The sequence below is a fragment of the Novosphingobium sp. EMRT-2 genome (assembly GCF_005145025.1).
In the GTDB taxonomy this organism is placed as follows: Bacteria; Pseudomonadota; Alphaproteobacteria; order Sphingomonadales; family Sphingomonadaceae; genus Novosphingobium.
In genome coordinates, this window is the sequence record NZ_CP039695.1 from 838,443 (window position 1) to 864,478 (window position 26,036).

Annotated in this window: 17 protein-coding genes; 6 read left to right on the forward strand and 11 right to left on the reverse strand. The window is 66.2% G+C overall.

What is annotated here, in order from left to right; genetic code table 11:
* The first annotated feature begins 1 nt into the window (after window position 1).
* Window positions 2–1,540 (forward strand): acetyl-CoA acetyltransferase, encoded by a 1,539-nt coding sequence (locus FA702_RS04180; protein WP_136955160.1) that lies wholly within the window; start codon window positions 2–4, stop codon window positions 1,538–1,540.
* 60 nt (window positions 1,541–1,600) lie between these two features.
* Here the strand turns inward: FA702_RS04180 and FA702_RS04185 are convergent, their stop codons facing one another.
* The 6 genes from FA702_RS04185 to FA702_RS04210 form a co-directional block, all read right to left on the reverse strand.
* Window positions 1,601–3,034 (reverse strand): aldehyde dehydrogenase family protein, encoded by a 1,434-nt coding sequence (locus FA702_RS04185; protein ID WP_136955161.1) that lies wholly within the window; start codon window positions 3,032–3,034, stop codon window positions 1,601–1,603.
* Window positions 3,035–3,078: 44 nt separating this feature from the next.
* On the reverse strand, window positions 3,079–4,191 hold the full coding sequence (locus tag FA702_RS04190; protein WP_136955162.1) for an NAD(P)-dependent alcohol dehydrogenase: 1,113 nt from the start codon (window positions 4,189–4,191) through the stop codon (window positions 3,079–3,081).
* 192 nt (window positions 4,192–4,383) lie between these two features.
* Window positions 4,384–5,424, reverse strand: coding sequence for an alcohol dehydrogenase family protein (locus FA702_RS04195; protein ID WP_136955163.1), 1,041 nt, complete (start codon window positions 5,422–5,424; stop codon window positions 4,384–4,386).
* Window positions 5,425–5,442: 18 nt separating this feature from the next.
* Complete coding sequence (locus FA702_RS04200) at window positions 5,443–6,669, reverse strand: acyl-CoA dehydrogenase family protein (protein WP_136955164.1); 1,227 nt, start codon at window positions 6,667–6,669, stop codon at window positions 5,443–5,445.
* Window positions 6,670–6,690: 21 nt separating this feature from the next.
* The gene (locus FA702_RS04205; protein WP_136955165.1) at window positions 6,691–7,428 is read right to left on the reverse strand and encodes an SDR family NAD(P)-dependent oxidoreductase; all 738 of its coding nucleotides are present in this window, start codon (window positions 7,426–7,428) and stop codon (window positions 6,691–6,693) included.
* An 88-nt stretch (window positions 7,429–7,516) separates the two neighbouring features.
* Complete coding sequence (locus tag FA702_RS04210) at window positions 7,517–9,877, reverse strand: TonB-dependent receptor (protein ID WP_136955166.1); 2,361 nt, start codon at window positions 9,875–9,877, stop codon at window positions 7,517–7,519.
* 148 nt (window positions 9,878–10,025) lie between these two features.
* Between FA702_RS04210 and FA702_RS04215 the strand changes: the two genes are divergently transcribed.
* The 5 genes from FA702_RS04215 (at window position 10,026) to FA702_RS04235 (ending at window position 17,471) form a co-directional block, all read left to right on the forward strand.
* A complete protein-coding gene (locus tag FA702_RS04215; protein ID WP_255504708.1) occupies window positions 10,026–11,018 on the forward strand; it encodes an AraC family transcriptional regulator ligand-binding domain-containing protein in 993 nt (330 codons plus the stop codon).
* A gap of 146 nt (window positions 11,019–11,164) precedes the next feature.
* Window positions 11,165–13,399: a TonB-dependent receptor gene (locus FA702_RS04220; RefSeq protein WP_136955168.1), complete on the forward strand. Its 2,235-nt coding sequence runs from the start codon at window positions 11,165–11,167 to the stop codon at window positions 13,397–13,399.
* Entirely contained in the window at window positions 13,399–14,643 is a 1,245-nt protein-coding gene (locus FA702_RS04225) for a cytochrome P450 (protein WP_136955169.1), read from the forward strand. Before FA702_RS04220 ends, FA702_RS04225 begins: the two co-directional genes overlap by 1 nt.
* A gap of 11 nt (window positions 14,644–14,654) precedes the next feature.
* Complete coding sequence (locus FA702_RS04230) at window positions 14,655–15,521, forward strand: helix-turn-helix domain-containing protein (RefSeq protein ID WP_136955170.1); 867 nt, start codon at window positions 14,655–14,657, stop codon at window positions 15,519–15,521.
* A 69-nt stretch (window positions 15,522–15,590) separates the two neighbouring features.
* The gene (locus tag FA702_RS04235) at window positions 15,591–17,471 is read left to right on the forward strand and encodes an ABC-F family ATP-binding cassette domain-containing protein (RefSeq protein ID WP_136955171.1); all 1,881 of its coding nucleotides are present in this window, start codon (window positions 15,591–15,593) and stop codon (window positions 17,469–17,471) included.
* A 9-nt stretch (window positions 17,472–17,480) separates the two neighbouring features.
* On the opposite strand, the gene FA702_RS04240 is transcribed toward FA702_RS04235, so the two are convergent.
* From FA702_RS04240 to FA702_RS04260, 5 genes are all read right to left on the reverse strand, one after another.
* The gene (locus FA702_RS04240) at window positions 17,481–18,173 is read right to left on the reverse strand and encodes a Crp/Fnr family transcriptional regulator (RefSeq protein WP_136955172.1); all 693 of its coding nucleotides are present in this window, start codon (window positions 18,171–18,173) and stop codon (window positions 17,481–17,483) included.
* Between the two features lie 71 nt (window positions 18,174–18,244).
* Window positions 18,245–19,954: a sulfatase-like hydrolase/transferase gene (locus FA702_RS04245; RefSeq protein ID WP_136955173.1), complete on the reverse strand. Its 1,710-nt coding sequence runs from the start codon at window positions 19,952–19,954 to the stop codon at window positions 18,245–18,247.
* A gap of 103 nt (window positions 19,955–20,057) precedes the next feature.
* Entirely contained in the window at window positions 20,058–21,455 is a 1,398-nt protein-coding gene (locus tag FA702_RS04250; RefSeq protein WP_136955174.1) for an efflux transporter outer membrane subunit, read from the reverse strand.
* Entirely contained in the window at window positions 21,455–22,660 is a 1,206-nt protein-coding gene (locus FA702_RS04255) for an efflux RND transporter periplasmic adaptor subunit (protein ID WP_136955175.1), read from the reverse strand. Before FA702_RS04255 ends, FA702_RS04250 begins: the two co-directional genes overlap by 1 nt.
* Entirely contained in the window at window positions 22,653–25,847 is a 3,195-nt protein-coding gene (locus tag FA702_RS04260; protein WP_136955176.1) for an efflux RND transporter permease subunit, read from the reverse strand. The genes FA702_RS04255 and FA702_RS04260 overlap by 8 nt, the downstream gene beginning before the upstream one ends.
* Between the last annotated feature and the right edge of the window lie 189 nt (window positions 25,848–26,036).

Consider the following 26,036-nt stretch of genomic DNA (forward strand, 5'->3'; position numbering starts at 1 on the left):
CATGAGCACCATACCCGACAGGACACCGGTAATCGTGGGCGTGGGTCAGGTCGTCGACCGGATCGAGGCAGGCGATTATCGCGCGCTGTCCGCCGCCGATCTCGCTGCGGCGGCGGCCGAAGCCGCGCTGGCGGACAGCGGCGCGGCGCCGGCGGTACGTCCACTCGTGCGCGTCGTGGGCGCGGTGCGAACGTTCGAGGATTCGGGCGCAGCGCCCTCCCCATTCGGAAGGCCCGGCAAGTTCCCGCTCGCCGTCGCCCGCCGTCTTGGCGTTACGCCGGACCACGCGATCCTTGGCAAGGTCGGTGGCGACACGCCGGTCTCGATGGTCATGGAACTGGGGGACCGCATTCTGGCCGGCGAAACCGATGCCGCCATCGCCTTCGGCGCAGAAGCGATCTCGACCACGCGCCACCTCAGCGGGCGGGGCGAAACGCGCGACTGGGCCGAACACGACGAAGGCTCGATCGACGACCGGGGCCTCGGCTACGAAGGAATGCTCTCCGCCACCGCCGCACGCCATGGCTTGCGCGGAGCACCGATCGCCTACGCGCTGCTGGAAAACGCGCGGCGCGCGCGGCTGGGCCTGTCGCGGGAGGACTATGCGCTGGAAATGGGGCGGCTGTTCGCGCCGTTCACGCAGGTTGCCGCCGCCAATCCCTGGAGCTGCTCCGCATCCGCGCCGATGACGGCCGAACAGATCGCCACCCCCGGCGAACGCAACCGCATCGTCACCGATCCCTACACCTTGAAGCTGGTCGCGCGCGATCAGGTCAACCAGGGAGCGGCTGTGCTGCTGATGGCGGCCGGCGCGGCGCGCGCGGCGGGCATCCCGGAGGAGCGCTGGATCTTCGTCCATGGTGCGGCGCTGGCGGTGGAACGCGAAATCCTCGACCGGCCTGACCTCGACCGCTATCCGGCCGCCAATGCCGCCATCGCCGCGGCCTTCGCCCGCGCGGGGAAGACCGCCGCCGACATGGCCGCCTTCGATTTCTACAGTTGCTTCCCGATCCCGGTCTTCACCGCCGCGATCGAAGGGCTGGGCCTTGCCGCCGACGATCCGCGCGGCCTGACACTGACGGGTGGCCTTCCCTATTTCGGCGGCGCCGGGAACAACTATTCGATGCACGCGATCGCCAGCATGGCCGAACGGCTGCGGCGGCAAGCCGGCAGCTTCGGCTTCGTGGGCGCGAACGGAGGCTTCCAGTCCAAATACGGGGCCATGGTGCTATCGGGCGAGCCGTGCGCCTGGCCGGGCTGCGAAAAGGAAGGCATCCAGACGCGGCTCGACGCCGCTCCCAAACCCGCGATCAGCGAGCGGGCGCAGGGAACGGGGACGATCGGAACCTATACGGTGGTGCACACCAAGGGCATGCCCGCGCACGGCATCGCCATCGGCACGCTGGCGGACGGCACGCGCTTCATCGCCAACCCAGCCGACGAAACGACGCTGGCGCGCATGGCGGAAACCGATCCGCTGGGGGCGAAGGTCACGCTCACCGCCGGCGAAAAGACCAACACGTTCGTTTTCGCGGAGTAGGCAAAAGGCCGGCCCGCGTCACAGGGAGCGGGCCGGGCCTCCGGAATTGCCGATATTGGCTCAGGAAACGAACGCGGCCTTCTTGCGGCGCACCAGCGTTTGCGTGGCGGTGTACTCCAGCAGGCCTTCCAGCCCGCCTTCCACGCCCACGCCCGATTGCTTCATGCCGCCGAACGCCGCCAGCGGCGAGAGGTGCTGCGTTTCGTTGACCCAGACCGTGCCCGACTGGATACGCTGGGCCAGCTCGAACGCCTTGTCCTCGTCGTTGCCCCAGACCGATCCGCCGAGGCCATAGTCGGACGCGTTGGTGCGCGCGATGACATCGTCGTAATCGTCGAACCGGATCAGCGGCAGGACCGGGCCGAACTGTTCCTCCTGCACAATGCGGCTGTCTTCGGGCGGATTGTCGAGGATGGTGACCGGCACGAAATAGCCCGGCACCTCGGCCTTCTCACCACCCATCAGGAAGGTATAGCCCTTGTCCTTGGCATCCTGGATCAGTTCCAGCACGCGCGCGTACTGCTGCCGGTTGTTGATCGGGCCGATCTGCGTGCCCTGCTCCGACCCATCGCCCACTTTCACCGTCTTGGCATAGGCGACGATGGCATCGCGCAGCGGTTCGTAGATGTCCTTGTGAATATACATCCGCTTGGTGGCGATGCAGATCTGGCCGTTGTTGGTGAAGGCCGCCCAGAAAAGTTGCTCGGCGATCTTCTCCACGTCCACATCGGGCATGACGATGGCGGCATCGTTTCCGCCGAGTTCCAGCGTTACGCGCTTGAGCGTGGGCGCGGCCGAGGCCATCACGCGGCGGCCCGTCTGCGTCGATCCGGTGAAGCTGATCTTGTCGAAGCCCGGATGCCCGGTCATCCACGGGCCAAGGCTGTCGCCGCCGGTAATCACGTTGAGCACGCCCGCCGGCAGGATTTCCGCAGCCAGTTCCGCAAACTTCAGCGTGCAGAGCGGCGTGAACGGCGACGGCTTCAGCACCATTGTATTGCCCGCGAGCAGCGCCGGCGCGACCTTGAACATCGCCAGGATCATGGGGAAGTTCCACGGCGCGATCGCGCCTACCACGCCCAGCGGCACGTGCCGCGTAATGCTGATGCGCTCGTCCGAATCCTCGTTCACCGTTTCGGGCAAGTCGAGCGCTGTGAAAGCCTTCAGCCAGTAGCCGGCGCCCATGCATTCGCCTTGCGCTTCATGGTGCGGCTTGCCCTGTTCGCTGGTGAGCAGGCGCATGAAGCCATCGAGGTTGGCGAAGATCGCATCGCCCAGCGCGTTGAGCTTCGCCTTGCGCTCCTCGATGGGTGTCGCGGCCCAGCCCGGAAACGCCTTGCGCGCCGCCGCCACGGCCGCATCGAGATCGGCCTGCGTCGCGTCGGGCGCGCGGGCAACCACGTCCTCGGTCGCCGGATTGATGACGTCGAACGTGGCGCTGCCGGCCACGAATTCGCCGCCGATCAGCATCCTGTAGGTACCGTTGAATTCCATGGCTCTGCCTTTCGGTAGGATCTGTCCGGGGATTGACCCGGCCATCAGGGAACGAGAACGACCTTGATGCACTCCCCGCGCGCCTGCGCGGCAACGGCTTCGTTGATTTCCGCGAGTGGGAACGTGCGGATCAGGCGATCGAACGGGAAATTACCGGCTGCATGGTGCGCCAGCAGTTCTGGAATGAAGTCCTGCGGCGTGCTGTCGCCCTCGATGATGCCGATAATCCGCAGGCCCGGCGTCATCAGCGCAGCGATGTTCACGCTGATCGCGGCGGTCATGTCCTTGGGCACGCCGACCAGGCCGATCATCCCGTGCGGGGCAAGGTTGGCAAGTCCCGTCTCGATCACGCCGACATTGCCCGACGTATCGAGCGCATAGTCCACACCCAACGGCAGGATGGCGCGAATCGCCGCGCCCAGATCTCCGGCGGCGGGATCGATGGCGTGGGTCGCGCCGAATTCCAGCCCGATGGCACGCCGCGCCGCGATCGGTTCGACCAGGATGATCGTGGAGCAGCCCTGTATCCGCCCGGCCATCACGGCCGCCAACCCCACCGGGCCGCCACCGAACACGATCAGCGACGAACCGGCCGGGCACGCCATGGACCGCATCACCGCGCCCGCGCCGGTCTGGAAGCCGCACCCCAGCGGCCCCAGCAGTTCGAGCGGCAGGACCGTATCGCCCACTTTCACCACGTTGCGCGCGCGCGTGACCGCCAGCGTCGCGAACGAGGACTGGCCGAAGAAGTGCGACGACACGCGCGCGCCATCCGCGCCGGCATAGGCGGTGGAGCCATCGTCCAGCCGCATTCCCGCATAGTTCATCGGCACGAACTGCACGCAATAGCTCGGCAGGTCCTCGGCGCAGCGGGCGCAGGTGCCGCAGCTCGAAAAGCCGAGCACTACGCGATCACCCACGGCCAGATCCTCGACGCCCTCACCCACGGCTTCGATCACGCCAGCACCTTCGTGCCCCAGCACGGCGGGCTTGGCGAACGCATCGAACTGGTCGCGAAAGACAAGATCGGTATGGCACAGGCCAACCCCGGCGATCCGCACCAGCACCTCGCCCGCGCGCGGCCCTTCAACCGTAACCTGTTCGATCGTGAAATCCGCATGGGCGGCCCGCGCAACGGCGGCGGTACAGGCAGTCATCAGGCTCTCCTCTTCATCTTTCCGCACCGTTCATTTCCTGACGTTCCGGCAATCCGCTTCGGTGAACGCATGGGCCGATCCCTGACAACAGGCGCAGCAAGAATTGCGAAAAATGGCAGCATGTCCTGCACTCCACCGGACCAATTTAATCGATCGGTTAATTTCGTCCAGCCCGTTTGTCTCCCCGTTAAGTCAATCGGGCGCGAGGACCATCTTGAGCGCGCCGGCCTCCCGGCTGTCGAACAGACGATAAGCTTCCGAGCCTTGCGATAGCGGCATCCGGTGGCTGATGTAGCGCTCCGGCCGCAGCCGCCCGGATTGCACCAGCGGAAACAGCGCGGGCAGTTCCTCGGGCACGGAGCAGGTGCCGATGCGGAAGGTGAGCCCGGCAGCGAAGGCGCGCTCCAGCGGAAAAGCATAGCGCCGCGATTGCTGGACGCCGATCACCGAAACCGTGCCCCGGCGCGCCACCAGGCGAAGCGCCAGATCGACCGTGGCGTCCGACCCCACGACCTCCACCACGCAATCGAGCTTGTGCCCCTTGGTCGCCTCGCGGATCGTTTCCAGCGCGGCATCAGGGTGCAGCGCGATCGCGCCGGCTTCGGCGGCCAGCGCGCGCCGTTCGGCGATCGGATCGATCGCATAGACGACATGCGCGCCCATCACGAAGGCGCTGTCCACCGCCATCAGGCCGATCGGGCCAAGGCCGATGACCGCCACGGCGCTGCCGGGCCGGATATCGGCGTTGCGCGCGCCGAACCAGGCGGTCGCCAGCGCATCGGTCATCATCAGCGCCTGATCGCCGCTTACGCCTTCGGGAATGGGCACCGCGTTCATGTCCGCCGCCGGCACGCGGAACGCTTCCGCCTGCACGCCCTGCAAACGCGCGGAAAGGCCGTAGCACGATCCCTGGCCGAACGCGCAGTTCAGGACGTTGCCGGCAAGGCACGATCGGCACGCGCCGCAGCCCACCGCCGCCGGCACCATGACCTTGTCGCCCACTTTCACGCGCGAGACGGCACGCCCGACCTCGACCACCTCGCCCACCGCCTCATGCCCCACGCAGAAGCCGATGTCCTCGGAAAAGCCGTGCCCGTGGTAGATGTGCAGGTCGCTGCCGCAGATCGAGCACGAGTCCATGCGGATGATCGCATCGCGATCGGATTCCAGCACCGGATCGTCCATCGGCTCGTGCCGGATGTCCCGCGCGCCATGGTATCGCAGCGCTTTCATGCCCTTGCCCTCCCCGATTCAGCGCGCGTTGGCAGCGACGTATTCCGCGATCTTGAGCTTGCCGAGTTGCGACATGTGGACTTCCTCCGGCCCGTCGGTGATCCGCACGTAGCGGTTGAGCGTGAAGAAGTGGGCGACCGGCGTATCGTCACTCACCCCCATGCCGCCGTGGACCTGGATCGCGCGATCGGCCACGGTCTGCGCCATCTGCGGCGCGATAACCTTGATCGCCGCGATCAGGTCGCGCGCCACCTTGTTGCCATGGCGGTCCATCGCGTCGGCCGCCTTCAGCGTCAGCAGGCGGGCCATCTCGATCTCGCAGAAGCTGCGCGCCACGTCCTGGCGAATGCTGCTCTGGTCCGCCAGCTTGCGGCCGAACGCGATGCGGCTGTCCGCCCGGCGCGCCATGTATTCCAGCGCGCGCTGCGCCTGGCCGATCGAGCGCATGCAATGGTGGATGCGCCCCGGCCCCAGGCGCCCTTGCGCGATCTCGAAGCCGCGCCCTTCGCCCAGAATCAGGTTCTCCTTCGGCACGCGCACGTTGTCGAAGCGCAGTTCCACCTCGCCGCCCGGCGAATTGTGCGAACCGAACACCGTGAGGTGCCGCACCACCGTGATGCCCGGCGTATCGCGGGGCACGAGGATCTGCGAATGCTGCGCATGGCGCGGCGCATCAAAATCGGTCTTGCCCATCACGATGAAGATGTCGCACCGCGGGTGCATCGCGTTGGAAATCCACCACTTGCGCCCGTTGATGACGTATTCGTCGCCATCGGGCCGGATCGATAGTTCCAGGTTGGTAGCGTCCGACGAGGCGACCTGCGGTTCGGTCATCACGTAGGCCGAACGGATTTCGCCATCGAGCAGCGGCTTGAGCCAGCGTTCCTGCTGCGCCGCGCTGCCGAACTTGGCCAGCACTTCCATGTTGCCGGTATCGGGCGCGGAGCAGTTGAACACCTGGCTGGCCCACGGCACGCGCCCCATGATCTCGGCCAGCGGCGCGTATTCCAGATTGGTGAGACCGGGCGAGAACGCGCCGTATTCGTGGGGCAGAAACAGGTTCCACAGCCCGGCATCGCGGGCGCGGACCTTCAGCGCCTCCATCCCCGGCCATTCCTGCCAGAGGTTCGTCTGATCGTGCACGAAATCGGCATAGGCCTTTTCGTTCGGATAGACGTGTTCGTCCATGAAGGCTTCGAGCCGGGCGATCAGGCCCTTCACCTTGTCGGTATGATCAAACTGCATGAAGGGATGCTCCCGGCTGTTTCAGAGGGAAAGACCGCCATCCACCACCAGCGTATGACCGGTGACGTAGGATGCGAGGGGCGACGCGAGGAAGATCGCCGCGCCGGCCATGTCTTCGGGGGTGCCCATGCGGCGCTGCGGAATGGCGGTCAGCGCCCCTTCCAGCCGCTGCGGATGCGCGGTGGTGACCTTGGTCAGCTTGGTATCGACCAGTCCCGGCGCCAGCCCGTTCACGCGGATACCGTCCGCCGCGAAGGCCTGGCCCAGCGACTTGGTCAGGCTGATCGCGCCCGCCTTGGACGCCGCATAGGCCGGATTGCCGATATTGGCTTTCAAACCCGAAATCGAGCTGACGATCACGATCGCGCCACGGCTTTCAGCCAGCTGGGGCCGGAACTTGCGCGCGCAATGCATCAGGCTGTCGAGATTGACCGCCATCACCCTGTCCCAGCCGGCGCGCTCGAATTCGCCGCGCTTGTAGACGACTGTCCCCTGGCAGAGGATCAGGACATCGAGCGAGGGGAACGGTAGCACCGCCGCCGCGATGGCATCGGGATCGCCCACATCGACACAGGAATAGCCCAGGCCGGTCAGGTCGGAACCATCCATCGGATCGTACTCGTCCGCCGATGCCCGCGTGCCCCAGACGTGGACGTTGCCCCCGCGCGCGCGAAACGCCTGGGCGATGCCGTTGCCGATGCCGCTGGAACCGCCGACGACCAGCACGGTCTTGCCGGAAAAGTCGGTATCTGTGGGCATCCCTGCCTCTCCTTCTGCCGGCCCTCTCTTCCCGTCAGCGGGGCGCCGGACAATCGCGTCCGTTACCCCGCCGATCGGGTATCACGCGTCAGAACGTGGCGCGCAAGCGCAGGCCGTAGGTACGCGGCGCGCCGAGATAGCCGTTCTCGTCGCCGGTCTGGAGCGGCGTCGGGAACGACTGGGTAAAGTAGGTGCGGTTGAACAGGTTCTGCACCCAGCCTTCGACCAGCAGGTTCCACTTGGGAATCTTGAAGCCGAGATTCGCGTTGACCAGGCTGACCGGCCCCTGTTCCGAAAGCGACGCGGTGCTGATGAGCTGGCGGCTGGTGTACTGGTACTGCACGCGCCCCGTCAGGTTCAGGTTGTCGCTCAGCGGCTGATCGAGATTGAGCGCCACGTTGGCCGAAAGCTTCGGCGCGAAGCGGAACCGCGAATCCGACAGGACCGGATCGATCGAGGCGTCCTTGGCGTACTTGGCATGGGGTATCCAGGTGCCGTCGATGCCCAGCGTCAGGCTGTCGGAAAGCTGGAACAGGTTCTCGATTTCGACGCCATAGTCCTTGGCCGACTTCGCGTTGAGCACGGTGAAGCGCAGCCCCACGAACTGCGCGATCTGGAGATCGGACAGGTCGTAGTAGAACAGGGCGATGTTGGTGCGCGCGCGCCGGTTCAGGTACTGGAACTTGGCGCCCACTTCATAGGCATTGACCTTTTCCGGCTTGTAGGTCGGATCGAGCGGGGTCGAGACGGTCGAAGTCGGGCTGATCAGGCGGATCAGGCCCTGCAGCTGCGGCGGAAGCGCGTTGAACACGGTCGGGTTGTTGAACAGCGTACCCGCCGCGTTCGCGTCGATGTTCACGCCGCCCGCCTTGAAGCCGCGGTTGTACGTCGCATAGAGCATCACGTCATCGACCGGACGGTACTGGATGCCCAGCGTGCCGCTGACCGCCTTGTCGGTCTTGGTCTTGTCGTAGTTCGGGCTCGGCCCAAGTCCGAGAACCGTGAACACGGTGTTCGGGAATGGCGAGAAGAAGCTGTTGCGGAAAGCGCCCTGCTTCTTCTCGACCGAATAGCGCACGCCGGCGATGATGTTGAACTTCGATCCGAGCGCGAAATCGAGATGCGCGAAGCCCGCATAGGAACGCGCCTTGCCCGACATCGCCTCGACCGCCCACGGCCCCACCGATGCGTTCACCGTCCCGGCCGGGATGCCCGACGCGCCCAGCACTGCATTCCAGTAGGCCTGCCCCTGCGAAGCCCAGGGCAGCGTGCGGCCCATCTTCAGCTTTTCGTCCGAGATGAAACCGCCGAAGACGGCATCGGCGTTCAGCGCGCTGATCTTCGTGTTGTAGGTCAGTTCCTGCGAGATGAAGCGGCTGTCGAAGTTTTCGTAGTAGCGGAAGATGTCCGCGCCCGAGAAATCGGGGTCCATGTCGCGCTGGTCGAGCTTGAACTTGCGGATCGCCGTTACCGACTTCAGCGTGCCGCCGCCAAGGCCGGCTTCGATCTGCAGCGTGCCGCCGTAATCGGTGATCGTCTGGCGGCCGTTGCCGTTCAGCGTCTGCTGGTAATCGGACAGCTTGCGCGAAGGCACCTTGCCGCCGTTCAGCGTGGTCAACAGATCAACCAGCGGTTGTGTGGGGCCGTTCTTGAAGTCCGACGTGGCATAGCAGCAGTTGCCGCCGCCGTGCGAATAATCGCCGATCAGGCGGATGGTGAGATCCGGCGTCGGCTCGAACAGGAGCTGCGCCTTGATCGCCTGGGTGGAATCGCCGTTCAGGTGCTCGCCATTCGTCGGGTTCGTATAGAACCCGTCGCGGTGCGAAACCACACCCGCGATGCGAAACGCCGCGTGATCGCTGATCGGCACGTTGCCGGCCGCGCGCACGGTGAAGGTGTTGTAGTTGCCATAGCTGGCGTCAAACAGACCCTCCATGCGGTCGGTCGACGGCTTGGCCGAGGAAAGCAGCAAGGCGCCGGCGGTGGTGTTCTTGCCGAACAGCGTGCCCTGCGGACCGCGCAGGACCTGAAGGTTGTCGATGTCGAGGAAGCTCTGCAGCGCAGCGGCGGCGCGGGTGCGGTACACCCCATCGATGAACACGCCGACCGAGCCTTCGAAGCTGCGGCTGTTGCCCGTGGTGCCTAGGCCGCGGATGATGACGTTGGCCGTCGAGCTGGAAATGTTGGTGGCGCGGAACGTGATCGACGGGCTGACCGCCTGGATGTTGGAAATGTTCTCGACGCGCGCGGTTGCCAGCGCTTCGCCGCTGGCCGCCGTGATCGCGATCGGCACGTTCTGGAGATTTTCGGCGCGACGCTGCGCCGTAACGACGATTTCCTGAAGCCCGGTGCTCTGGTTATCCGCCGTGCTTTCCTGAGCCATGGCGGGTGCCGCGACAACCGATGAAACGACCATGCCGGCAACGCCGGCAAGGAATACTGCCTTCATGCTTACTACCTCTCTGGCTATCCGCTCTACGCCGGATCAGACGGTTGAACTCTGCTTCAATCCTACGATTAAATCTTGACATATTACGCCACGATCATGACCAATAGCGACAGGAGAGTTTATGACGCCTGTCGCGCATTCATCGTCCATGCAGCAATTCGTCCGCTACGCGCGGCTTACCGGCATACCGCTGGAAGACATTCTCGATCGCGAACTGTGGTCGATCGTGCAATCGAGTGCGACGCGGGAAACCGTGCCCGCGCACGCCATGGTCGATATCATGCAGATCTGCGCGATCATGGCGAACCGCCCGGAAATTGGCGTCGCCTTCGCATCCTGGTGCAACCTGAACGGCTACGGCCCGCTGAGCCTGCTGTGGGGCCACTGCCCGACAGTGGGGGAAACGATCCGCGTCTCGAACCGCTTCCTGCATCTGGAAAGCGATGCGCTGGGCGTCCGCTCCATCGAAACCGAGGACGAAATCGCGCTCGTCCAGTTCGTCACCATTCCCACCCGTTTCGGCGGCAGCCAGTTCGTGGAGGCCACGCTCAGCTTGCAGGTTCGCATCCTGCGGCTCGTGCTGGGGGCCGACTGGAGCCCCGTGCGCGTCGAGTTCGACCATCCGCCGCCGGGCAACCTCAACCTCCACCGCACCTTCTTTCGCTGCCCGACCGTTTTCGGCGCCGACCGCTCCGCCGTCGTCATCCGGCGCGAGGAGATGAAACACCCCAATCCCAACGGCAACGCGCACCTGCTCGCCTATCTCGAACGTCAGCTCGCCGCGACGATGCGGCCCAGCGTGCGCGATTTCGTCCGGCAGGTGGAAGAACTTGTCGCCGCGCATCTGGCGGGTGGACAGGCCACGCTGGAGCGCACCGCCGCGCCGCTGCGACTTGGCGGGCGCAGCCTGCAACGCCGGCTGGCGGCGCACGGCATGACCTTCAGCGATGTTATCACCAATGTCCGCTTGCGCGTGGCGCGGGAATACTTCGCGCTCGAGGCGCAGCCCAATCTTTCGGAGCTCGCGCACCGGCTGGGCTATGGCGAGGCCAGCGCCGCCAGCCGGTTCCTGCGCCGGCACATGGACAGCGGCGTTCGCGCCCAGATCCTGCGCGGCAAGGCGATCCGCGCGCAACTGTGACACCGGCAAGACCGGCTCCCACGCCAGCAAGAATTGTCAAATCCCGGCGCAACCCTGTGAAACGGCAAAGCGCTCTCCCGAAGATATAGGGTTTCTTCAGATGCAGGCCGGGCCAGCCGGCTGCGAACACCATGGGAGAAATCCGAATGCGCACCGCCCTCGCCACCGCCCTGTTGCTGGGTGGTGCCTCCTGGCTTCCGACCATCGCCCTTGCGCAAACGGCTGGAGACGGCGCCAGCGACAGCGCCTCCGCGCAGGACGTGATCGTGGTGACGGCCCAGCGGCGCGAACAGTCGGTGCTCGAAGTGCCGATCGCCATTTCCGCCATCGGCGGCGACAGCCTGGCGTCAAAAGGAATCACCAATTCCGCCGCGCTGCAATCGGCGGTGCCCAACCTGCAGATCAGCAGCCCCTATGGCTCGACTCAACCGAATTTCAGCCTGCGCGGCATCAGCGTGGCCAACGAATACAACTCCAACCAGGCCTCGCCGGTCGGCGTCTATCTCGATGACGTCTATCTCGCCAACCGCACCGCGCACGGCATGGGCCTGTTCGATCTTGATCGCGTGGAAGTGCTGCGCGGGCCGCAGGGCACGCTGTTCGGCCGCAACACCACCGGCGGCGCGATCAACTTCATCACCCGCGCGCCCGGGCTGCACGACAACGAAGGCTATGCCGAGGTCGGCTATGGCAACTTCAACACCTGGACAGCCCAGGCTGCCGTGGAAACGACGATGGTGGAGAACGAACTCGGCCTGCGCCTTGCCGCCAACTACGTCAAGGGCGATGGCCAGATCCGCAACGTGTTCCCGGGCGGACGCGACGGCAATTCGCAGGATACCTTGCAGGGCCGCGCCACGCTGCGCTTCCGTCCCGGAGACGGACCGCTGGACGTCAAGATCAAGGTCTATGGCGGGCGCGATCGTGGCTCGCAGGCAGCCGTTCAGGGCTTCCTGCCGGCGCGTGCCGGCCTCGGCTTCTTCGAGACTAACGAAAACCGGCTCGGCCTGAACCGTACGGAAGCCTACGGCATCTCCGCCAACGTGGCCTACCACGTCTCGGACGCTCTCACGCTGACCTCGATTACCTCGCGCGATGCGGGCAAGCAGAACCTGCAACAGGCCGCCGACGGCGCGCCGGTGGACATCCTCGATATCAACTGGCGCTCTTCGTACAACCAGTTCAGCGAGGAGCTGCGGCTGAACTACAGCAACGACAAGCTGAGCCTCGTCGCCGGCGGCTTCTATGGCTGGGACACGGTCGTCACCGACAATACCTTCAACATCGGCAGCGCGCTGGGGCCGGGAGTCAACGGCGGCTTCTTCCAGCACTATCGCCAGCGCCGATCGTCCACCGCGCTGTTCGCCCAGGGCGATTACAAGCTGGCCGACCGACTGACCCTGACGCTTGGCGCGCGCTATACCTGGGACCGCGCGACTTATCGCGATGGCTATGCCTATCTCTTTGCCGGCGATGTCGGGGGCGCGCAGACGCCGCTGGCAACGACCGTGCCCTGCGCCGGCGTGGCGGGCACCTGCGCCTATGATCCGGCGGCACGCTACGCCATCGACGGGCGCAACCGCGCGCTGACCGGCCGTGTGGCGCTGAGCTACGAACTGCCGGGCGCCACGCTGCTCTACGCCAGCTACAACCGGGGCTATCGTTCGGGCGCGTTCAACGGTGGCGGCTATACCTCCTCGGCCGGGATCACCTATATCGCGCCGGAGCGGGTCAACGCCTATGAAGTGGGCTTCAAGGGCAGTTACGGCGGCATCCTGACGCTGACCGGCTCGGCGTTCTACTACGACTACACCAACCAGCAGGTGCAGGACACGCGGCCCGGGCCGGTCTCGTTCCTCGTCAACGCCCCCAAGTCAGAAGTCTATGGCGCCGAACTGGAAGCCAGCGCGCGCCTTTCGCGCATGTTCAAGCTCAACGCCTCGGCCGGCTACCTCCACGCCCGGTACAAGCAGTTGACGCTGCAGGGCACGAAGCTGGACGGCAATAACCTGCCTTTCGCGCCCGAATGGACGTTCCAGGCCGGGATCGACGCCACGCTGATGGACAACACCACCGGCAAGCTGACGCTCTCCCCCACCGTCGCCTATTTCAGCCGGCAGTATTTCTCGCCGTTCAACGCGGTCAACGCCACCGGCACCACGCAGAACAATGCCGAACTGCAACAGGGAGCCTATGCCAAGGTGAACGTCAGCGCCGCGTTCCAGACCGGACGCTTCACGTTCAAGGCCTTCGCCAACAACCTGTTCGACCGCCAGACCTATGCCTACGGCCTGGACCTGCGCGGGGCGGGCTTCCCCTACAACTTCCTCGTGCCGTCCACGCCGCGCACGTTCGGCGGCTCGGTCAGGGTGGCGTTCTGATGAGCGAGGCCCGCGCCATCGCTTCCGGTCCCATCGACCTGAAGGACGCCCGCCTGTTCGAACAGGGCGTTCCCTGGGAGGCCTTCGCCCGGCTGCGGCGCGAAGATCCGGTTTACTGGAACCCGGAAAGCGACGGCGCGGGCTTCTGGGCGGTGCTGCGCCATGCGGACATCGTGGAGGTATCGCGCAACCCCGCCCTGTTCTCCAGCGCCTACGAAAACGGAGGCCACCGCATTTTCAACGAGAACGAGGTTGGGCTGACGGGCGCGGGCGAAAGCGCGATCGGCATCCCCTTCATCTCGCGCGATCCGCCGGTCCACACGCAGTACCGCAAGCATATCATGCCGGCGGTTTCACCAGCACGGCTCGGCGATATCGAGGCGCGCATCCGCACGCGGGTCGAGCACCTCGTCGCGGCGATCCCGCTGGGTGAGGAAGTGGACCTCGTGCCCCTGCTGTCCGCTCCTCTCCCCCTGCTGACGCTGTGCGAACTGCTGGGCCTGTCGCCCGATCTGTGGCCCAAGCTCTATGACTGGACCAACGCCTTCGTGGGCGAGGACGATCCGGATTTCCGCCAGAGCCCCGAAGCCATGGCGGCAACGCTTGCCGATTTCTTCGCCTTCGCCAGCGAACTGTTCGAAGCGCGGCGGGCAGCGCCTTCGCACGACATCGCCTCGCTGCTGGCCAACGTGGAAATCCATGGGGAGAAGATCGCCTTCCGGGACTTTGTCGGCAATCTGATCCTCGTTCTCGTTGGCGCCAACGAGACCACGCGCAATTCGCTGTCGCACACCGTGCAGCGCTTCGCCGAAAGCCCCGATCAGTGGGCCATGCTGCGGCGCGACCGCGGACTGCTGAAGACCGCCACGCCGGAAATGGTCCGCCATGCCTCGCCCGTCCTGCACATGCGCCGCACAGCCATGGCGGATACAGAGCTGGGCGGCCGGAAAATCGCCAAGGGCGACAAGGTCGTGCTGTGGTACGTTTCGGGCAACCGCGACGAGACGGTGTTCGATGCGCCGGACCGGTTCGACATCACGCGGGCGAAGAACCCGCACCTGGGCTTCGGATCGGGCCAGCACGTGTGCGTCGGATCGCGCCTGGCCGAAATGCAGTTGCGCGTGGCGTTCGACATTCTCGCGGATCGGGTTATGTCTTTCGAGGTTATACGGTCGCCGCGCCGGTTCCGCTCGAATTTCCTCAACGGGCTCAAGAACCTCGACGTCATATTGCGGCCGGCGTGAGAGGCAGTCGAATGGCGGAAAGTTGGACCAACGAGCAGATCATCTCCGACGTGCTCGGGCGCGGCGCGGACATCCAGCTGGGCGGCGGCGAGAAGGGTTGGCAGCTTTCGCGCTGGCGCCAGTTCGTCGGCAGCTATGAACTGCCTGCCCTGCCCAGCCCCACGTTCGTGGTCCACATCGCCGGCAAGCCCCGCGTCAAGACCTGGGACCGCGATGGCTGGAGCGAGGCAAGCTCGATCCCCGGTTGCGCCACGATCATTCCCTCGGGCCGCCCGACCGGGTGGCTCGTCGATGGCGAGCTGGATGTGGTGACGCTGTCCATCGCCGAAGACCAGCTTCGCGCCGTGCCCGCGCGCGATCAGTTCCACCGGATGCGCTTCGCCTTTTCCGACCCGCTGGGCGTGGCGCTGACGCGGCAGGTGCTGGCCGAACTCTATGCCCCGGAAACGCCGGAGCGGAACGTCTATGTCTCCACGCTGGTCGATGCGCTGAAGGCGCACATGCTGCGCGGCCCGGCGGATGCCAACGCCACGGCCTTTCCAACCTCCGATTTCTCCGCCTATCGCATTCATCACGTCATGAACGCGGTGCTGACCCACCCCGAGGAAGAACACACGGTGGAATCGCTCGCCGCCGAAGTGGGCCTCACGCCATCGCATTTCTGCCGCGTGTTCAAGCGCGCCACCGGCCTCAGCCCGCACCAGTACGTGATGAAGGCCCGGCTTGAGCGCGCGCAGGAAATGCTCTCCAGCACCGAGCTGACCGTCGCGCAGATTTCGGAAGCGCTCGGCTTCGGCAGCCAGAGCCACTTCACCCGCGCGTTCCGCAGCTTCGCCGGCCAGACGCCGAGCGCCTGGCGGCAGTTGAAGGTGCATTAACGCGCCAACCAAGATAGCCGGCCAAGATAGGCCGTTGGGCTTTCGCGCCGGGCCTGCTAGGCGCGCGGCATGTTGACGATCAACGATATCACGGTGCGGCTGGGCGGCCGCACCATACTCGACCGCGCCTCGGCCTCGATCCCCACCGGTGGCAAGATCGGCCTGATCGGCCGCAACGGCGCGGGCAAATCTACGCTGATGAAAGCGATCATCGGGGAAATCGAGCCGGACGACGGCGCGATCGAGATGCCGCGCCGCGCGCGCCTGGGCTATATCGCGCAGGAAGCGCCGGCCGGCACCGCAACGCCGTTCGAAACCGTGCTGGCGGCCGACAAGGAGCGCGAACAGCTTCTCGCCGAGGCGGAGACCTGCACCGATCCCGACCGGCTGGGCGACGTTCATGATCGACTGCTGGCGATCGACGCCTACAGCGCCCCTTCCCGCGCCGCGCGCATCCTGATCGGGCTGGGCTTCGACGAGGCAATGCAGGCCCAGCCGCTCGACAGCTTTTCCGGCGGCTGGAAAATGCGCGTCGCGCTGGCGGCGCTGCTGTTTTCGGCGCCCGACCTGCTGCTGCTGGACGAACCGTCGAACCACCTCGACCTTGAAGCGACGCTCTGGCTGGAGAACTTCCTCAAGTCCTATCCCGGCACGCTGATCGTGATCAGCCATGAGCGCGACCTGCTAAACAACGTGGTCGACAACATCCTGCACCTGCAGGGCGGCAAGATCACGCTCTATCCCGGCGGCTATGACAGCTTCGAGCGCCAGCGTGCGGAGCGCGCCGCGCAACTGGCCGCCGCGCGCGCCGCGCAGGACGCGCAACGCGCCAAACTGCAGGACTACGTCGCCCGCAACAGCGCCCGCGCCTCCACCGCCAAGCAGGCGCAATCGCGCGCCAAGATGCTGGCCAGGATGCAGCCGATCACCGCGCTGATCGAAGACCCGACGATGCGCTTCGATTTCCCCAGCCCGGATGAGTTGCGCCCGCCACTGATCACGCTGGACAAGGCGGCGGTCGGCTATGCTCCCGGCGCACCGGTGCTGCAGCGGCTCAACCTGCGCATCGATCCGGATGACCGGATCGCGCTGCTCGGCCGCAACGGCAACGGCAAGACCACGCTGGCGCGCCTGCTGGCCGGGCAACTGGAAGCCATGGACGGGGTAATGCGCCTCTCCGGCAAGACGCAGATCGGCTATTTCACGCAGTATCAGGTGGAGGAACTGGCCAGCGCCTCAACCCCGCTCGAACTGATGACGCGGGCGATGGACGGCAAGACGCCCGCCGCCGTGCGCGGGCAGCTCGGGCGGTTCGGGTTCTCGGGCAATACCGCCACGGCGCAGGTCGGTACGCTTTCGGGCGGGGAGCGCGCGCGGCTGGCGCTGGCGCTCGTCACGCGCGATGCGCCGCACCTGCTCATCCTGGACGAGCCGACCAACCACCTCGACGTCGATGCGCGCGAGGCGCTGGTGCAGGCGCTCAACGCCTATGACGGCGCGGTTATCCTCATCAGCCACGACCGGCACATGGTGGAACTGACGGCGGACCGGCTGGTGCTGGTCGATGGCGGCACGGCGATCGAATACGCCGGGTCGATGGAAGACTACATCGACTTCATCCTGGGCCGGAACCAGCCGCGCGAAGCGCAGTCCAGCGAGGCCAAAGGCGCCAAGCCCCAACGCAAGGCCGGCGCGCAATGGCGCGAGGACATGCGCGCGCTGAAGAAGCAGGTGAGCGAGGCGGAAACGCGGATGGGCCTGCTGCAGAAGCAGCTTTCGGCGTTCGATGCCGCGCTGATCGATCCCGCCTCCGCGCCGAAGGATCTCGCCCAGCTCAACATGGGCGAACTGTCCCGCCGCCGCGCCACCGTTGCCGACGAACTGGAAGACGCAGAGGCCGCTTGGCTAGACGCCAGCGAGGCACTGGAAGTGGCGCAGGCGGGCGGTTAGGAACGCCGCTCAGGCATTCACCGCAAAGGCGTGCGCCTGCAGCGCCGCCGCATCGGCAACCTCGATCGCGCCGTACCGGCGGCGCACCAGCCCGCGTTGCTCCAGATCGGCAAGGCAGGCGTTCACGGTCTTGCGGCTGAGGCCGACCATCTCGCCCAGCGCCTGCTGGCTGAGAGGCAGCTCCGCCCCCATGCGCGCGTCGGAGGCGAAGCGCGCCAGCCGCGCCGCCAGCCGCTGCCGGGGCGGCAAAGCGGTGGTTTCGGCCAGCAATTGCACCATCATCCGCAGTTGCGCATAGTTGAGGCTGGCGATGGCCTGCCAGATCAGGGGTTCGTCGCGCGCGATGGCCGCCAGTGCGGCGTCGGTCACCTGGAGAACCAGACTGGCCGCCGTGCTGATCGCGGTGACCAGCCGGGGGCCGCCGCCGAAGCGCGCCGTCTGGCCGATGGCGTTGCCGTGGCCGATCTGGCCGATCAGCACGTCCCGGTCCCCCGGCGCCTGAGCATAGATCTGCAACGCACCCCGCACGACAACGAGAATGCCGCTGTCGTCATCCCCTTCGGCATAGGCCCAACGGCCCGCAGGCAGCGCCCGCAACGTGCCGTGGACCAGCAGGCGGCGGCGCAGGTCGCCGCCATGCCCATCGAGCCAGCCGCACCGGTCGAGCGCGGCCGCCGCCATCGCAAAATCGTCTTCGCCCATGCCCGCGGAGCCTAGAACGCCAGGATGCACCTGTCATCGTCCGAGGGAGGGGCGACCGCGTCCCGTCGAACCTACTTTCCGGTGGTGAAGCCGATCTGCACCTTGGGCGGATACTTGCGCAGCACCTGCTGGTAGCGCGCGATTTCCGCACCGACCGGAATGGCGATCGGCAAGTGCCGGATCGCCACTGAATTATCCTCCTGCGGATTGGCGTAGAGGTTGAACATGGTGCCGCCCGCCGTCTGGCTGACCGTGCCGGTAAACCCGCCGTGATTGCCGTTGGGCGTCATCGCATAGGGATCCTGCGTCAGCATGGTGAACTTGAACTCGTCCATCCGCACCGCGGCGAACTGGGTGTTCCAGAAATACAGGATGCTGCGCCGGTTCGAGGCGCCGTTGTCGGCGAGGAGGAACGAGGTCTGGTCCACCCCGTCGAGATAGTTACCCGCGCCCATCTTCTCGCCGATCGCGGCCCCCTTCACGCCGGCAAGGCTCAGGCTGGTGGGCAGGATGTCCGCGAAATCGAACAGGCCGTCGGACTTGCGCGGCCCGATCATGCCCTTCCAGTACACGAAGGTCGGCACGCGCACCCCGCCTTCCCAGGTCGATCCCTTGCCACCCCGGAACGGCGTGCGGCCGTGGGGATCGATTTCCTGTTCCGGCCCGTTGTCCGACGTGAACACGATCATCGTGTTGTCGATCTCGCCGGTCTCCTCCAGCGTCTTGTAGAGACGCGCGAAGATGTCGTTCATTTCGACGAGGCAGTCGGTGTAGTCGTTCCGCGCCGGCGAACGGCCAGCGTAGAAAGCGTTCGGATAGTTGTCGAAATGGCAGCCGCGCGTGCCGTAGTAGAGGAAGAACGGTTTGCTTCCGCCCTTCTGCCGCTTCAGGAAATCGACGGCGTAGTCGGCCCAGCGCTGGTCCAGATCGCGGCTGTAGTCCACCGTGATGAGGCCCACGTTCTCGATCTTGCCCCCCTTCGCGGCGTGGACGTCGTACTTGTTGAACGGCGCTTCCTCGATCAGCCGGCTGCGCGTGGGGCTGAGCGCCACTTCGGGATTGAAATTGGGATCGCGCCATTCGGTGTACATGTCGGACACCGAGAGGAATCCCCGGAAATCGTCGAAACCGGCATTCTGCGGCTGCGACCCTTCGTTTTCGCCCACGTGCCACTTGCCGATGGCCTGCGTGACGTAACCCTGTGCCGAGAGCATCGAGGCGATCGTCGGCTTGCCGTTCAACCCGCCGGCCTCGCCATACATCGGCGGACGCAGCAGACCATGATGGATCGGCAATTGCCCGGTGAGAATCGTCGCGCGCGAGGGCGAGCAGCTTGGCTGCGAATAGGCGGAGGTGAGCACCAGCCCTTGCGCCGCCACCTTGTCGACATCGGGCGTCGGCGCGCCCAGCGTCACGCCGCCGCCGTTGAAGCCGAAGTCCATCCAGCCCACGTCATCCATCAGGAACACGATGATGTTGGGCTTCTTTCCGGTCTTGCGCTGCAGATCGGCCAGCTTCTTTCCGGCTTCCGCGGTCTGGTCCGGATGATCGACCATCGGTTCCATGTTGTCGGCAACGGACTTGCCGGGAATCCCGATGTACTGGTCCTGGAAGTCATAGCCAGGCGCCTTGCCGCGCTTGATCGGGCCGGGCGTGCCCGGTCCTTGCACGACTCCGCCGCCCACCGGCTCGCTTTGCGCCCATGCGGCATGGCCGCCCGTGGCCACTGCCAGCGCAATGGCGGCGCACCGCCAGAACCTGCCGGTCCGCTTCCTGCCCATCAGAACCTCCGCCTGCTTTCCGTGATCTCCCATCCACACCATAGCAGACTGAGAGATCCGGATTGTCACGAAGGTTACATTTGAACGCCGCCCGGCAAATCCATCAATACGCGCCGCCGAGCGCGTTCACGAGCGCGACGCTGGCGCGCATCTGCTGCGTTTCCACGTTGAGCAGCGCACGCTGGGCATCCAGCGCCTGCGTCTGCGCCGTCACCACTTCCAGATAGTCCGCACCGCCATCCCGGTAGCTCGCCAGCGCCAGCGTGCTGCTGCGCACCGCCGCATCGGCCGCCGTCTTCTGGTCCACCACCTGCTGGCCGAGCAGCCGCCCGGCCGCAAGCGCGTCCTCGGTCTGGCGAAACGCCATGAGCACGGTCTGGCGGTACTTTTCGGCCTGTTCGGTATACTGCGCCCGGGTCAGCCGCACCTTGGCCGCGCGGCGCCCGCCATCGAACACCGCCAGCGCCGCCGAGATCGGCCCCAGCCCCCAGAACGTGTTGGGCGCGATCAGCAACGAACCGTCCGTGGTCTGGAAACCGCCGGAAAGGCCAAGCGTGACTGTGGGGAAGAACGCGGCCCGCGCCACGCCGATCCGCGCATTGGCGGCAGCCATGCGCCGCTCGGCCGCCGCGATGTCGGGCCGGCGCTGGAGCAGTTCGGAGGGAACCCCGGTTGCCAGCGCCAGCGGCAGCAAGGGCTGCGCGCGTGGCGCAATGGAAAAGTCCGAGGCGACCGCCCCCACCAGTGCGGCGATCTCGTGCTCGGTCGCCGCCCGCTGGCTGGCCACGGCCGCCACCTGCGCGCGCGCATTGCCCAGCACCGTCAGCGCACGGCTGACGTCGATGCCCGAGGCAATGCCGCCATCATGCCGCGTCCGCGTCAGGTCATAGGCCCGCTCGAACGCCGCCACCGTCTGTCGCAGCAGTTCGGCTTCCGCATCCAGCCCGCGTAACCGGGCATAAGCGTCCGCTACCGAGGTCTGGAGGCTGAGCCGGGCCGAGATCACGTCCTCGTCGCTCGCCTGCGCTTCCGCGCGCGCGGCGGAAACCGAGGCGCGGATACGCCCCCACAGGTCGACTTCGTAGCTCAACCCGCCGCCGATGATGGCGTTGTTGTAGGTTTGCGCGCTGCCATTGGACAGCGGACGGTCGGCAGACACGCGAGTCCGCGCGAAGCTGCCGCTGGCGTCGATTTCAGGCACCAGCGAGGCCCGCTCGCCTTTGACCACGGCCTGCGCCTGTTCGTAGCGGGCGAGCGCGGCGGCGAGGGTCGGGCTGGCCTTTTCGGCGCGGTCTTCCAGATCGTCGAGCACCGGGTCGTTGAAACCCTTCCACCATGTCCCGCGCGCCGCACCATCCATCGGCGTCGCCGCCGCCCACCCCTTCACTTCCTTGAAGGCCTCCGGCACCGCCACGCTGGGCGGATGGTAGGCGGGCGTCATCGAACATCCCGCCAGCAACGCCGGCATCAGCGCGGCGGAAACCACCTTGCCCGCGCGCATTACTTGCCGGCCTTTCCGCTTTCCGAAGCCTGCACGTGCACACGGTCGCCGGTCTGGATCGCGTCGGGCGGGGTATCGACAATACGTTCCCCCCGCGCGACGCCGGACGAGAGCAGCACCGTGGCGCCTTCGTCGCGCGCGATCGTCACCGGACGGACGGTCACGCGGCTGTCCTGCCCGACCACGACCACGCTTGGCCCCTTGTTGCTGTAGAGGATCGCGCTGCCCGGCACGGACACCGCGTTGCCGCCTCCGCCGCCGATCTTGAAGCTCACTTGCGCGAACGCGCCGGGCTTCAGCGCGCCATCGGGATTGTCAGCCTGCAGTTCGACCAGCACGGAGCCGGACTGCGCGTCCACCGCGCCGGCGCTGCGCGTCAGCACCGCGTGGAACGTGCGGCCGGGGTATTCCGGCAGGCTCAGATCCGCCGCCATGCCGGGCGCGACATCGGCGGAATAGTTCTGCGGCACTTTCACATAGATGCGCATCCGGTGCGTGTCCGACACCGTGAACAACGGCTGCGAGGAGGCGTTGCCCGCCACCACCAGCGCGCCGATCTGCGCCGAACGGCTGGTGACGGTGCCGGCGAACGGCGCCGAAAGCCGGGTGAAGCCCTGCAGCGCCTGCAAGCGCTTCACATTGGCCAAGGCCGCGTTCGACACCGCCGTGCGCGCGGCCAGATCGCCCGCCTTCTCGTCAGCCGACTGCCGCGAAACGGCATCCTGCGCCAGCATCGCGTGCCAGCGCGCGGACGTGGTGGCGGCCAGCCGCTGGTTGGCCAGCGCCGTCTGGTAATCGGCGCGCGCGGCGGCGAACTGCTGATCGACTTCCGGCGCATCGAGCACGGCCAGCACCTGCCCCGCGCGCACGCGGTCGCCGATGTCAGCCAGCCATTGCCGCACATAGCCGTTGGTCCGCGCATAGATCGCCGCGCTGTTGAAGGCCTGCACGTTGCCCGGCAGCACCAGCGGCGCGCCATCGGCATCGGCCTTGGGCATGACCACGCTGACGGTGGGGATCGCCGCCTCAGCCGCGGTCTGGCGCAGCGCGCCCGTGGCATAGATGCGCACGCCCACGCCCACGGCCACGACGGCCAGCGCCACCACCGCCGCACCGATCCCGGCGCGCTTCAACGCGCGGCTGTCCGGGCCGGTGGAGATCGGAGGCAGGGTTTCCTGTTCGGTATGCGAAGTGGTGTCATGCATGGCTGGGTTGCAGCTCCGGGGACGTGGCTTCGACCTTCCGCTTGCGGTGGGCGAAGCTGAAAACAACGGGAACGAAGAACAGCGTGGCGATGGTGGCACAGACCAGGCCGCCGATCACGGCGCGGCCGAGCGGGGCGTTCTGTTCGCCGCCCTCGCCCAGCCCCAGCGCCATCGGCGCCATGCCGATGATCATGGCCAGCGCCGTCATCAGCACCGGGCGGAAGCGGACGAGACCGGCTTTCAGCGCGGCCCGCCTGGCGTCACCGAATTCCGCCAGCTTTTCCCGCGCGAAGCTCACGACAAGGATCGAGTTGGCGGTGGCGACGCCCATGCACATGATCGCGCCGGTCAGGGCCGGCACGGACAAGGTGGTGCCGGTGCCAAACAGCATCCACACGATCCCGGCCAGCGCCGCCGGCAGCGCGGTGATGATGACGAAGGGATCGATCCAGCTCTGGAAGTTCACGACGATCAGCAGGTAGATCAGCACCACCGCGCCGATCAGGCCGAAGCCAAGGCCCGAGAACGCCGTGTTCATCGTGGCGAACTGGCCACGGATCGTCACGTTCACGCCCTTGGGCTGCTCCTTCTCCAGCGCCTTGATCGCCGCCTGGATATCGCCCGAAACCGCCCCCAGATCGCGCCCTTCGGTCGTGCCGTAGATGTCGAGCGTGGGCTGAATATTGTAGTGCGAGATGACGGGAACCGTAGTCCCGCGCGAAACACCGGCCAGGCCCCCGAGTGGCTGGATCGCGCTGCCGGCCGCCCCGGAGACCGGCACATTCGAAAGCGCGCTGACGGAATCCAGCAGGTATTCCGGCGCCTGCGCCACGACCGGATATTGCACGCCGTTTTCGGGATTCACGAAGAACACCGGTGCGGTCTGCGAGGTTCCGGCCAGCGAAGCGGCAAGGCTGTTGGTCACGTCGCGCTCGGTCAGGCCATATTGCCCGATACGGGCGCGGCTGACGTCCACGTTGAGCTGCGGCGCATTGGCCGGTTGCTGGATGCGCGCGTCGGCCAGGCCGGGGATCAGCTTCATCCGCGCCAGCAGCTTCTGGGCATAGGCCCGCGACGCCTGCACGTCCCTGCCCGTGATCTGCACATCGATCGGGGCCGGCGCGCCGAAGTTCAGGATCTGGCTGGTGATGTCGGCCGGCAGGAACGAGAACGTCGTGCCCGGAAAGCGGCGCGCCAGTTCGGAGCGCAAACGCGACACCACGCGGTCGGTCGGTTCGTGCCCTTCCTTCAGCGCGATCAGGATGTCCCCGTCCTGCGGACCGATCGTGCCGCTGTTGTTGTACACGGTGTTGATCGAGCTGACCGGCAGGCCGATGTTGTCCGTCAGCGATCCTAGCTGCTCCGCCGGGATGATCTGGCGGATCGCGGTTCCGATCCGATCGAAGCGCGCCGCCGTATCCTCGATCCGCGCGCCCACCGGCACGCGGACATGCATCGCGATCTGGCCGGAATCGACGCTGGGGAAGAAATTGCTGCCCAGGAACGGCAACAGGCCGAACGACATCACCACCACCGCGAGAAAGCCGATGATGAAGGGCCTGCGGACCTCCAGCGCGCGATTCAGCAGCCCGATATAGCTATCGCGGATTTTCTCGAAGCGCCGTTCGAACCCGCGCTGGAAGCGGACCAGCGGATTGCGCGATCGCGGCGCGCCGGCAAGGTGGTGGTTCTCGCCCTCCGGCTGATGCGGCTTCAGCAGGTACATGGCCATCGTCGGCACCAGCGTGCGCGAGAGGATGAACGAGGCGATCATCGCGAAGACCACCGACAAGGCCATGGGCACGAACAGGAAGCCCGCCACGCCCGGCAGGAAGAACATCGGCACGAACACGATGCAGATGCACAGCAGCGAAACGAACGCCGGCGTCACGATCTGGGCGGCGCCGTCGAGGATCGCCTCCATCACGCCCTTGCCCTGTTCCAGGTGCCAGTTGATGTTCTCGATCGTCACCGTCGCATCGTCGACGAGGATGCCGACCGCGAGCGCCAGCCCGCCCAGCGTCATCACGTTCATCGTCTGACCAAATGCCGCCAGCGCCGCGACCGCGGCAAGGATGGCCAGCGGGATCGACAACGCGATGATGACAGTGGAGCGCCACGAGCCAAGGAACAGCAGGATCATCAGCGAGGTCAGCGCCGCCGCGATGGCGCCTTCGCGAATCACCCCGCTGACCGCCGCCTTCACGAACAGCGATTGGTCGCCCACCGGCACGATGCGCAAGGCATCGGGCAGACCGGCGGCAATCTTGGGCAAGGTGGTCTTCACGCCATCGATGATGGCCAGCGTCGAGGTTGCGCCGTTCTTGAGCACGGTGAGCAGCACCGACCGGCGCCCATCGACATGCACCACGTTCTGCTGCGGCGCGCTGCCGTCGCGCACGAAGGCCACGTCGCGCATGGTGATCGTGGCCCCGTTGACGACCTTGACCGGCAGGTCGTTCAGCGCCGCGACGGAATCCGGCGCGTTGTTCAGGCGCACGCTGTATTGCGTCGGCCCGATCTTGACGAAGCCGGCCGGGTTGATCTGGTTCTGCGCCGCGATCGCGTTGCCCACATCCTGCGCGGACAGCCCCTTGGACTGGAGCGCGAGCGGATTGAGATCGATCTGGATCTGCCGCTGCTTGCCGCCCGAAGGATAGGGCATGGCAAGGCCGGGCACGGTCACCAGCTGCGGGCGGATCTGGTTCTGGCCCAGATCGAATAACTGCTGTTCCGACAGGCCCTTGCCCGACATGGCAAGCTGGATGATCGGCACGGTGGAGGCGTTGTAGTTCAGGATCAGCGGCGGGGTGATCCCCGGCGGCATCTGCTTGAGCACCGATTGCGAGATCGAAGTGACCTGCGCGGTCGCCGTGCGGATGTCCGCCCCCGGCTGGAAATAGATCTTCACGATGCCAATGCCCTGGAAGGACTGGCTTTCGATGTGCTCGATATCGTTGACGGTGGTTGTCAGCGTGCGTTCGTAAGGCGTGATGATGCGCGCCGCCATATCGTCGGGTGGCAGGCCCGAATATTGCCACGCCACGGCGATGACCGGGATGCGGATGTCCGGAAAAATATCGACCGGAGTGCGCAGCGCCGCCAGCACACCGCCGATGGCGATGAGGATCGCCATAACGATGAAGGTCAGGGGACGGTGCAACGCGATCTTGACGATATTGAACATTCACGACTCCACGCCTTCTCCGCACATCGCGGAAAAGTCCGTTCACGCTTCCTCACCCCGGATTCACCTGATTACTGCTTGCGCTGGAAGCCCGACCCCAAGGCTTGCGCGACAGTATGCGACCGCCAACTGAGACGTGGCGGCGGTGGTGACGCTCCATGCGCTTTGAGTCATGTTGCGTCTAATATA

Excerpts from the sequence above, each read along its gene's own strand:
- FA702_RS04180 (WP_136955160.1), top strand. The coding sequence starts at position 2 with ATGAGCACCATACCCGACAGGACACCGGTAATCGTGGGCGTGGGTCAG.
- FA702_RS04185 (WP_136955161.1), bottom strand. The coding sequence starts at position 3,034 with ATGGAATTCAACGGTACCTACAGGATGCTGATCGGCGGCGAATTCGTG.
- FA702_RS04190 (WP_136955162.1), bottom strand. The coding sequence starts at position 4,191 with ATGACTGCCTGTACCGCCGCCGTTGCGCGGGCCGCCCATGCGGATTTC.
- FA702_RS04195 (WP_136955163.1), bottom strand. The coding sequence starts at position 5,424 with ATGAAAGCGCTGCGATACCATGGCGCGCGGGACATCCGGCACGAGCCG.
- FA702_RS04200 (WP_136955164.1), bottom strand. The coding sequence starts at position 6,669 with ATGCAGTTTGATCATACCGACAAGGTGAAGGGCCTGATCGCCCGGCTC.
- FA702_RS04205 (WP_136955165.1), bottom strand. The coding sequence starts at position 7,428 with ATGCCCACAGATACCGACTTTTCCGGCAAGACCGTGCTGGTCGTCGGC.
- FA702_RS04210 (WP_136955166.1), bottom strand. The coding sequence starts at position 9,877 with ATGAAGGCAGTATTCCTTGCCGGCGTTGCCGGCATGGTCGTTTCATCG.
- FA702_RS04215 (WP_255504708.1), top strand. The coding sequence starts at position 10,026 with ATGCAGCAATTCGTCCGCTACGCGCGGCTTACCGGCATACCGCTGGAA.
- FA702_RS04220 (WP_136955168.1), top strand. The coding sequence starts at position 11,165 with ATGCGCACCGCCCTCGCCACCGCCCTGTTGCTGGGTGGTGCCTCCTGG.
- FA702_RS04225 (WP_136955169.1), top strand. The coding sequence starts at position 13,399 with ATGAGCGAGGCCCGCGCCATCGCTTCCGGTCCCATCGACCTGAAGGAC.
- FA702_RS04230 (WP_136955170.1), top strand. The coding sequence starts at position 14,655 with ATGGCGGAAAGTTGGACCAACGAGCAGATCATCTCCGACGTGCTCGGG.
- FA702_RS04235 (WP_136955171.1), top strand. The coding sequence starts at position 15,591 with ATGTTGACGATCAACGATATCACGGTGCGGCTGGGCGGCCGCACCATA.
- FA702_RS04240 (WP_136955172.1), bottom strand. The coding sequence starts at position 18,173 with ATGGGCGAAGACGATTTTGCGATGGCGGCGGCCGCGCTCGACCGGTGC.
- FA702_RS04245 (WP_136955173.1), bottom strand. The coding sequence starts at position 19,954 with ATGGGCAGGAAGCGGACCGGCAGGTTCTGGCGGTGCGCCGCCATTGCG.
- FA702_RS04250 (WP_136955174.1), bottom strand. The coding sequence starts at position 21,455 with ATGCGCGCGGGCAAGGTGGTTTCCGCCGCGCTGATGCCGGCGTTGCTG.
- FA702_RS04255 (WP_136955175.1), bottom strand. The coding sequence starts at position 22,660 with ATGCATGACACCACTTCGCATACCGAACAGGAAACCCTGCCTCCGATC.
- FA702_RS04260 (WP_136955176.1), bottom strand. The coding sequence starts at position 25,847 with ATGTTCAATATCGTCAAGATCGCGTTGCACCGTCCCCTGACCTTCATC.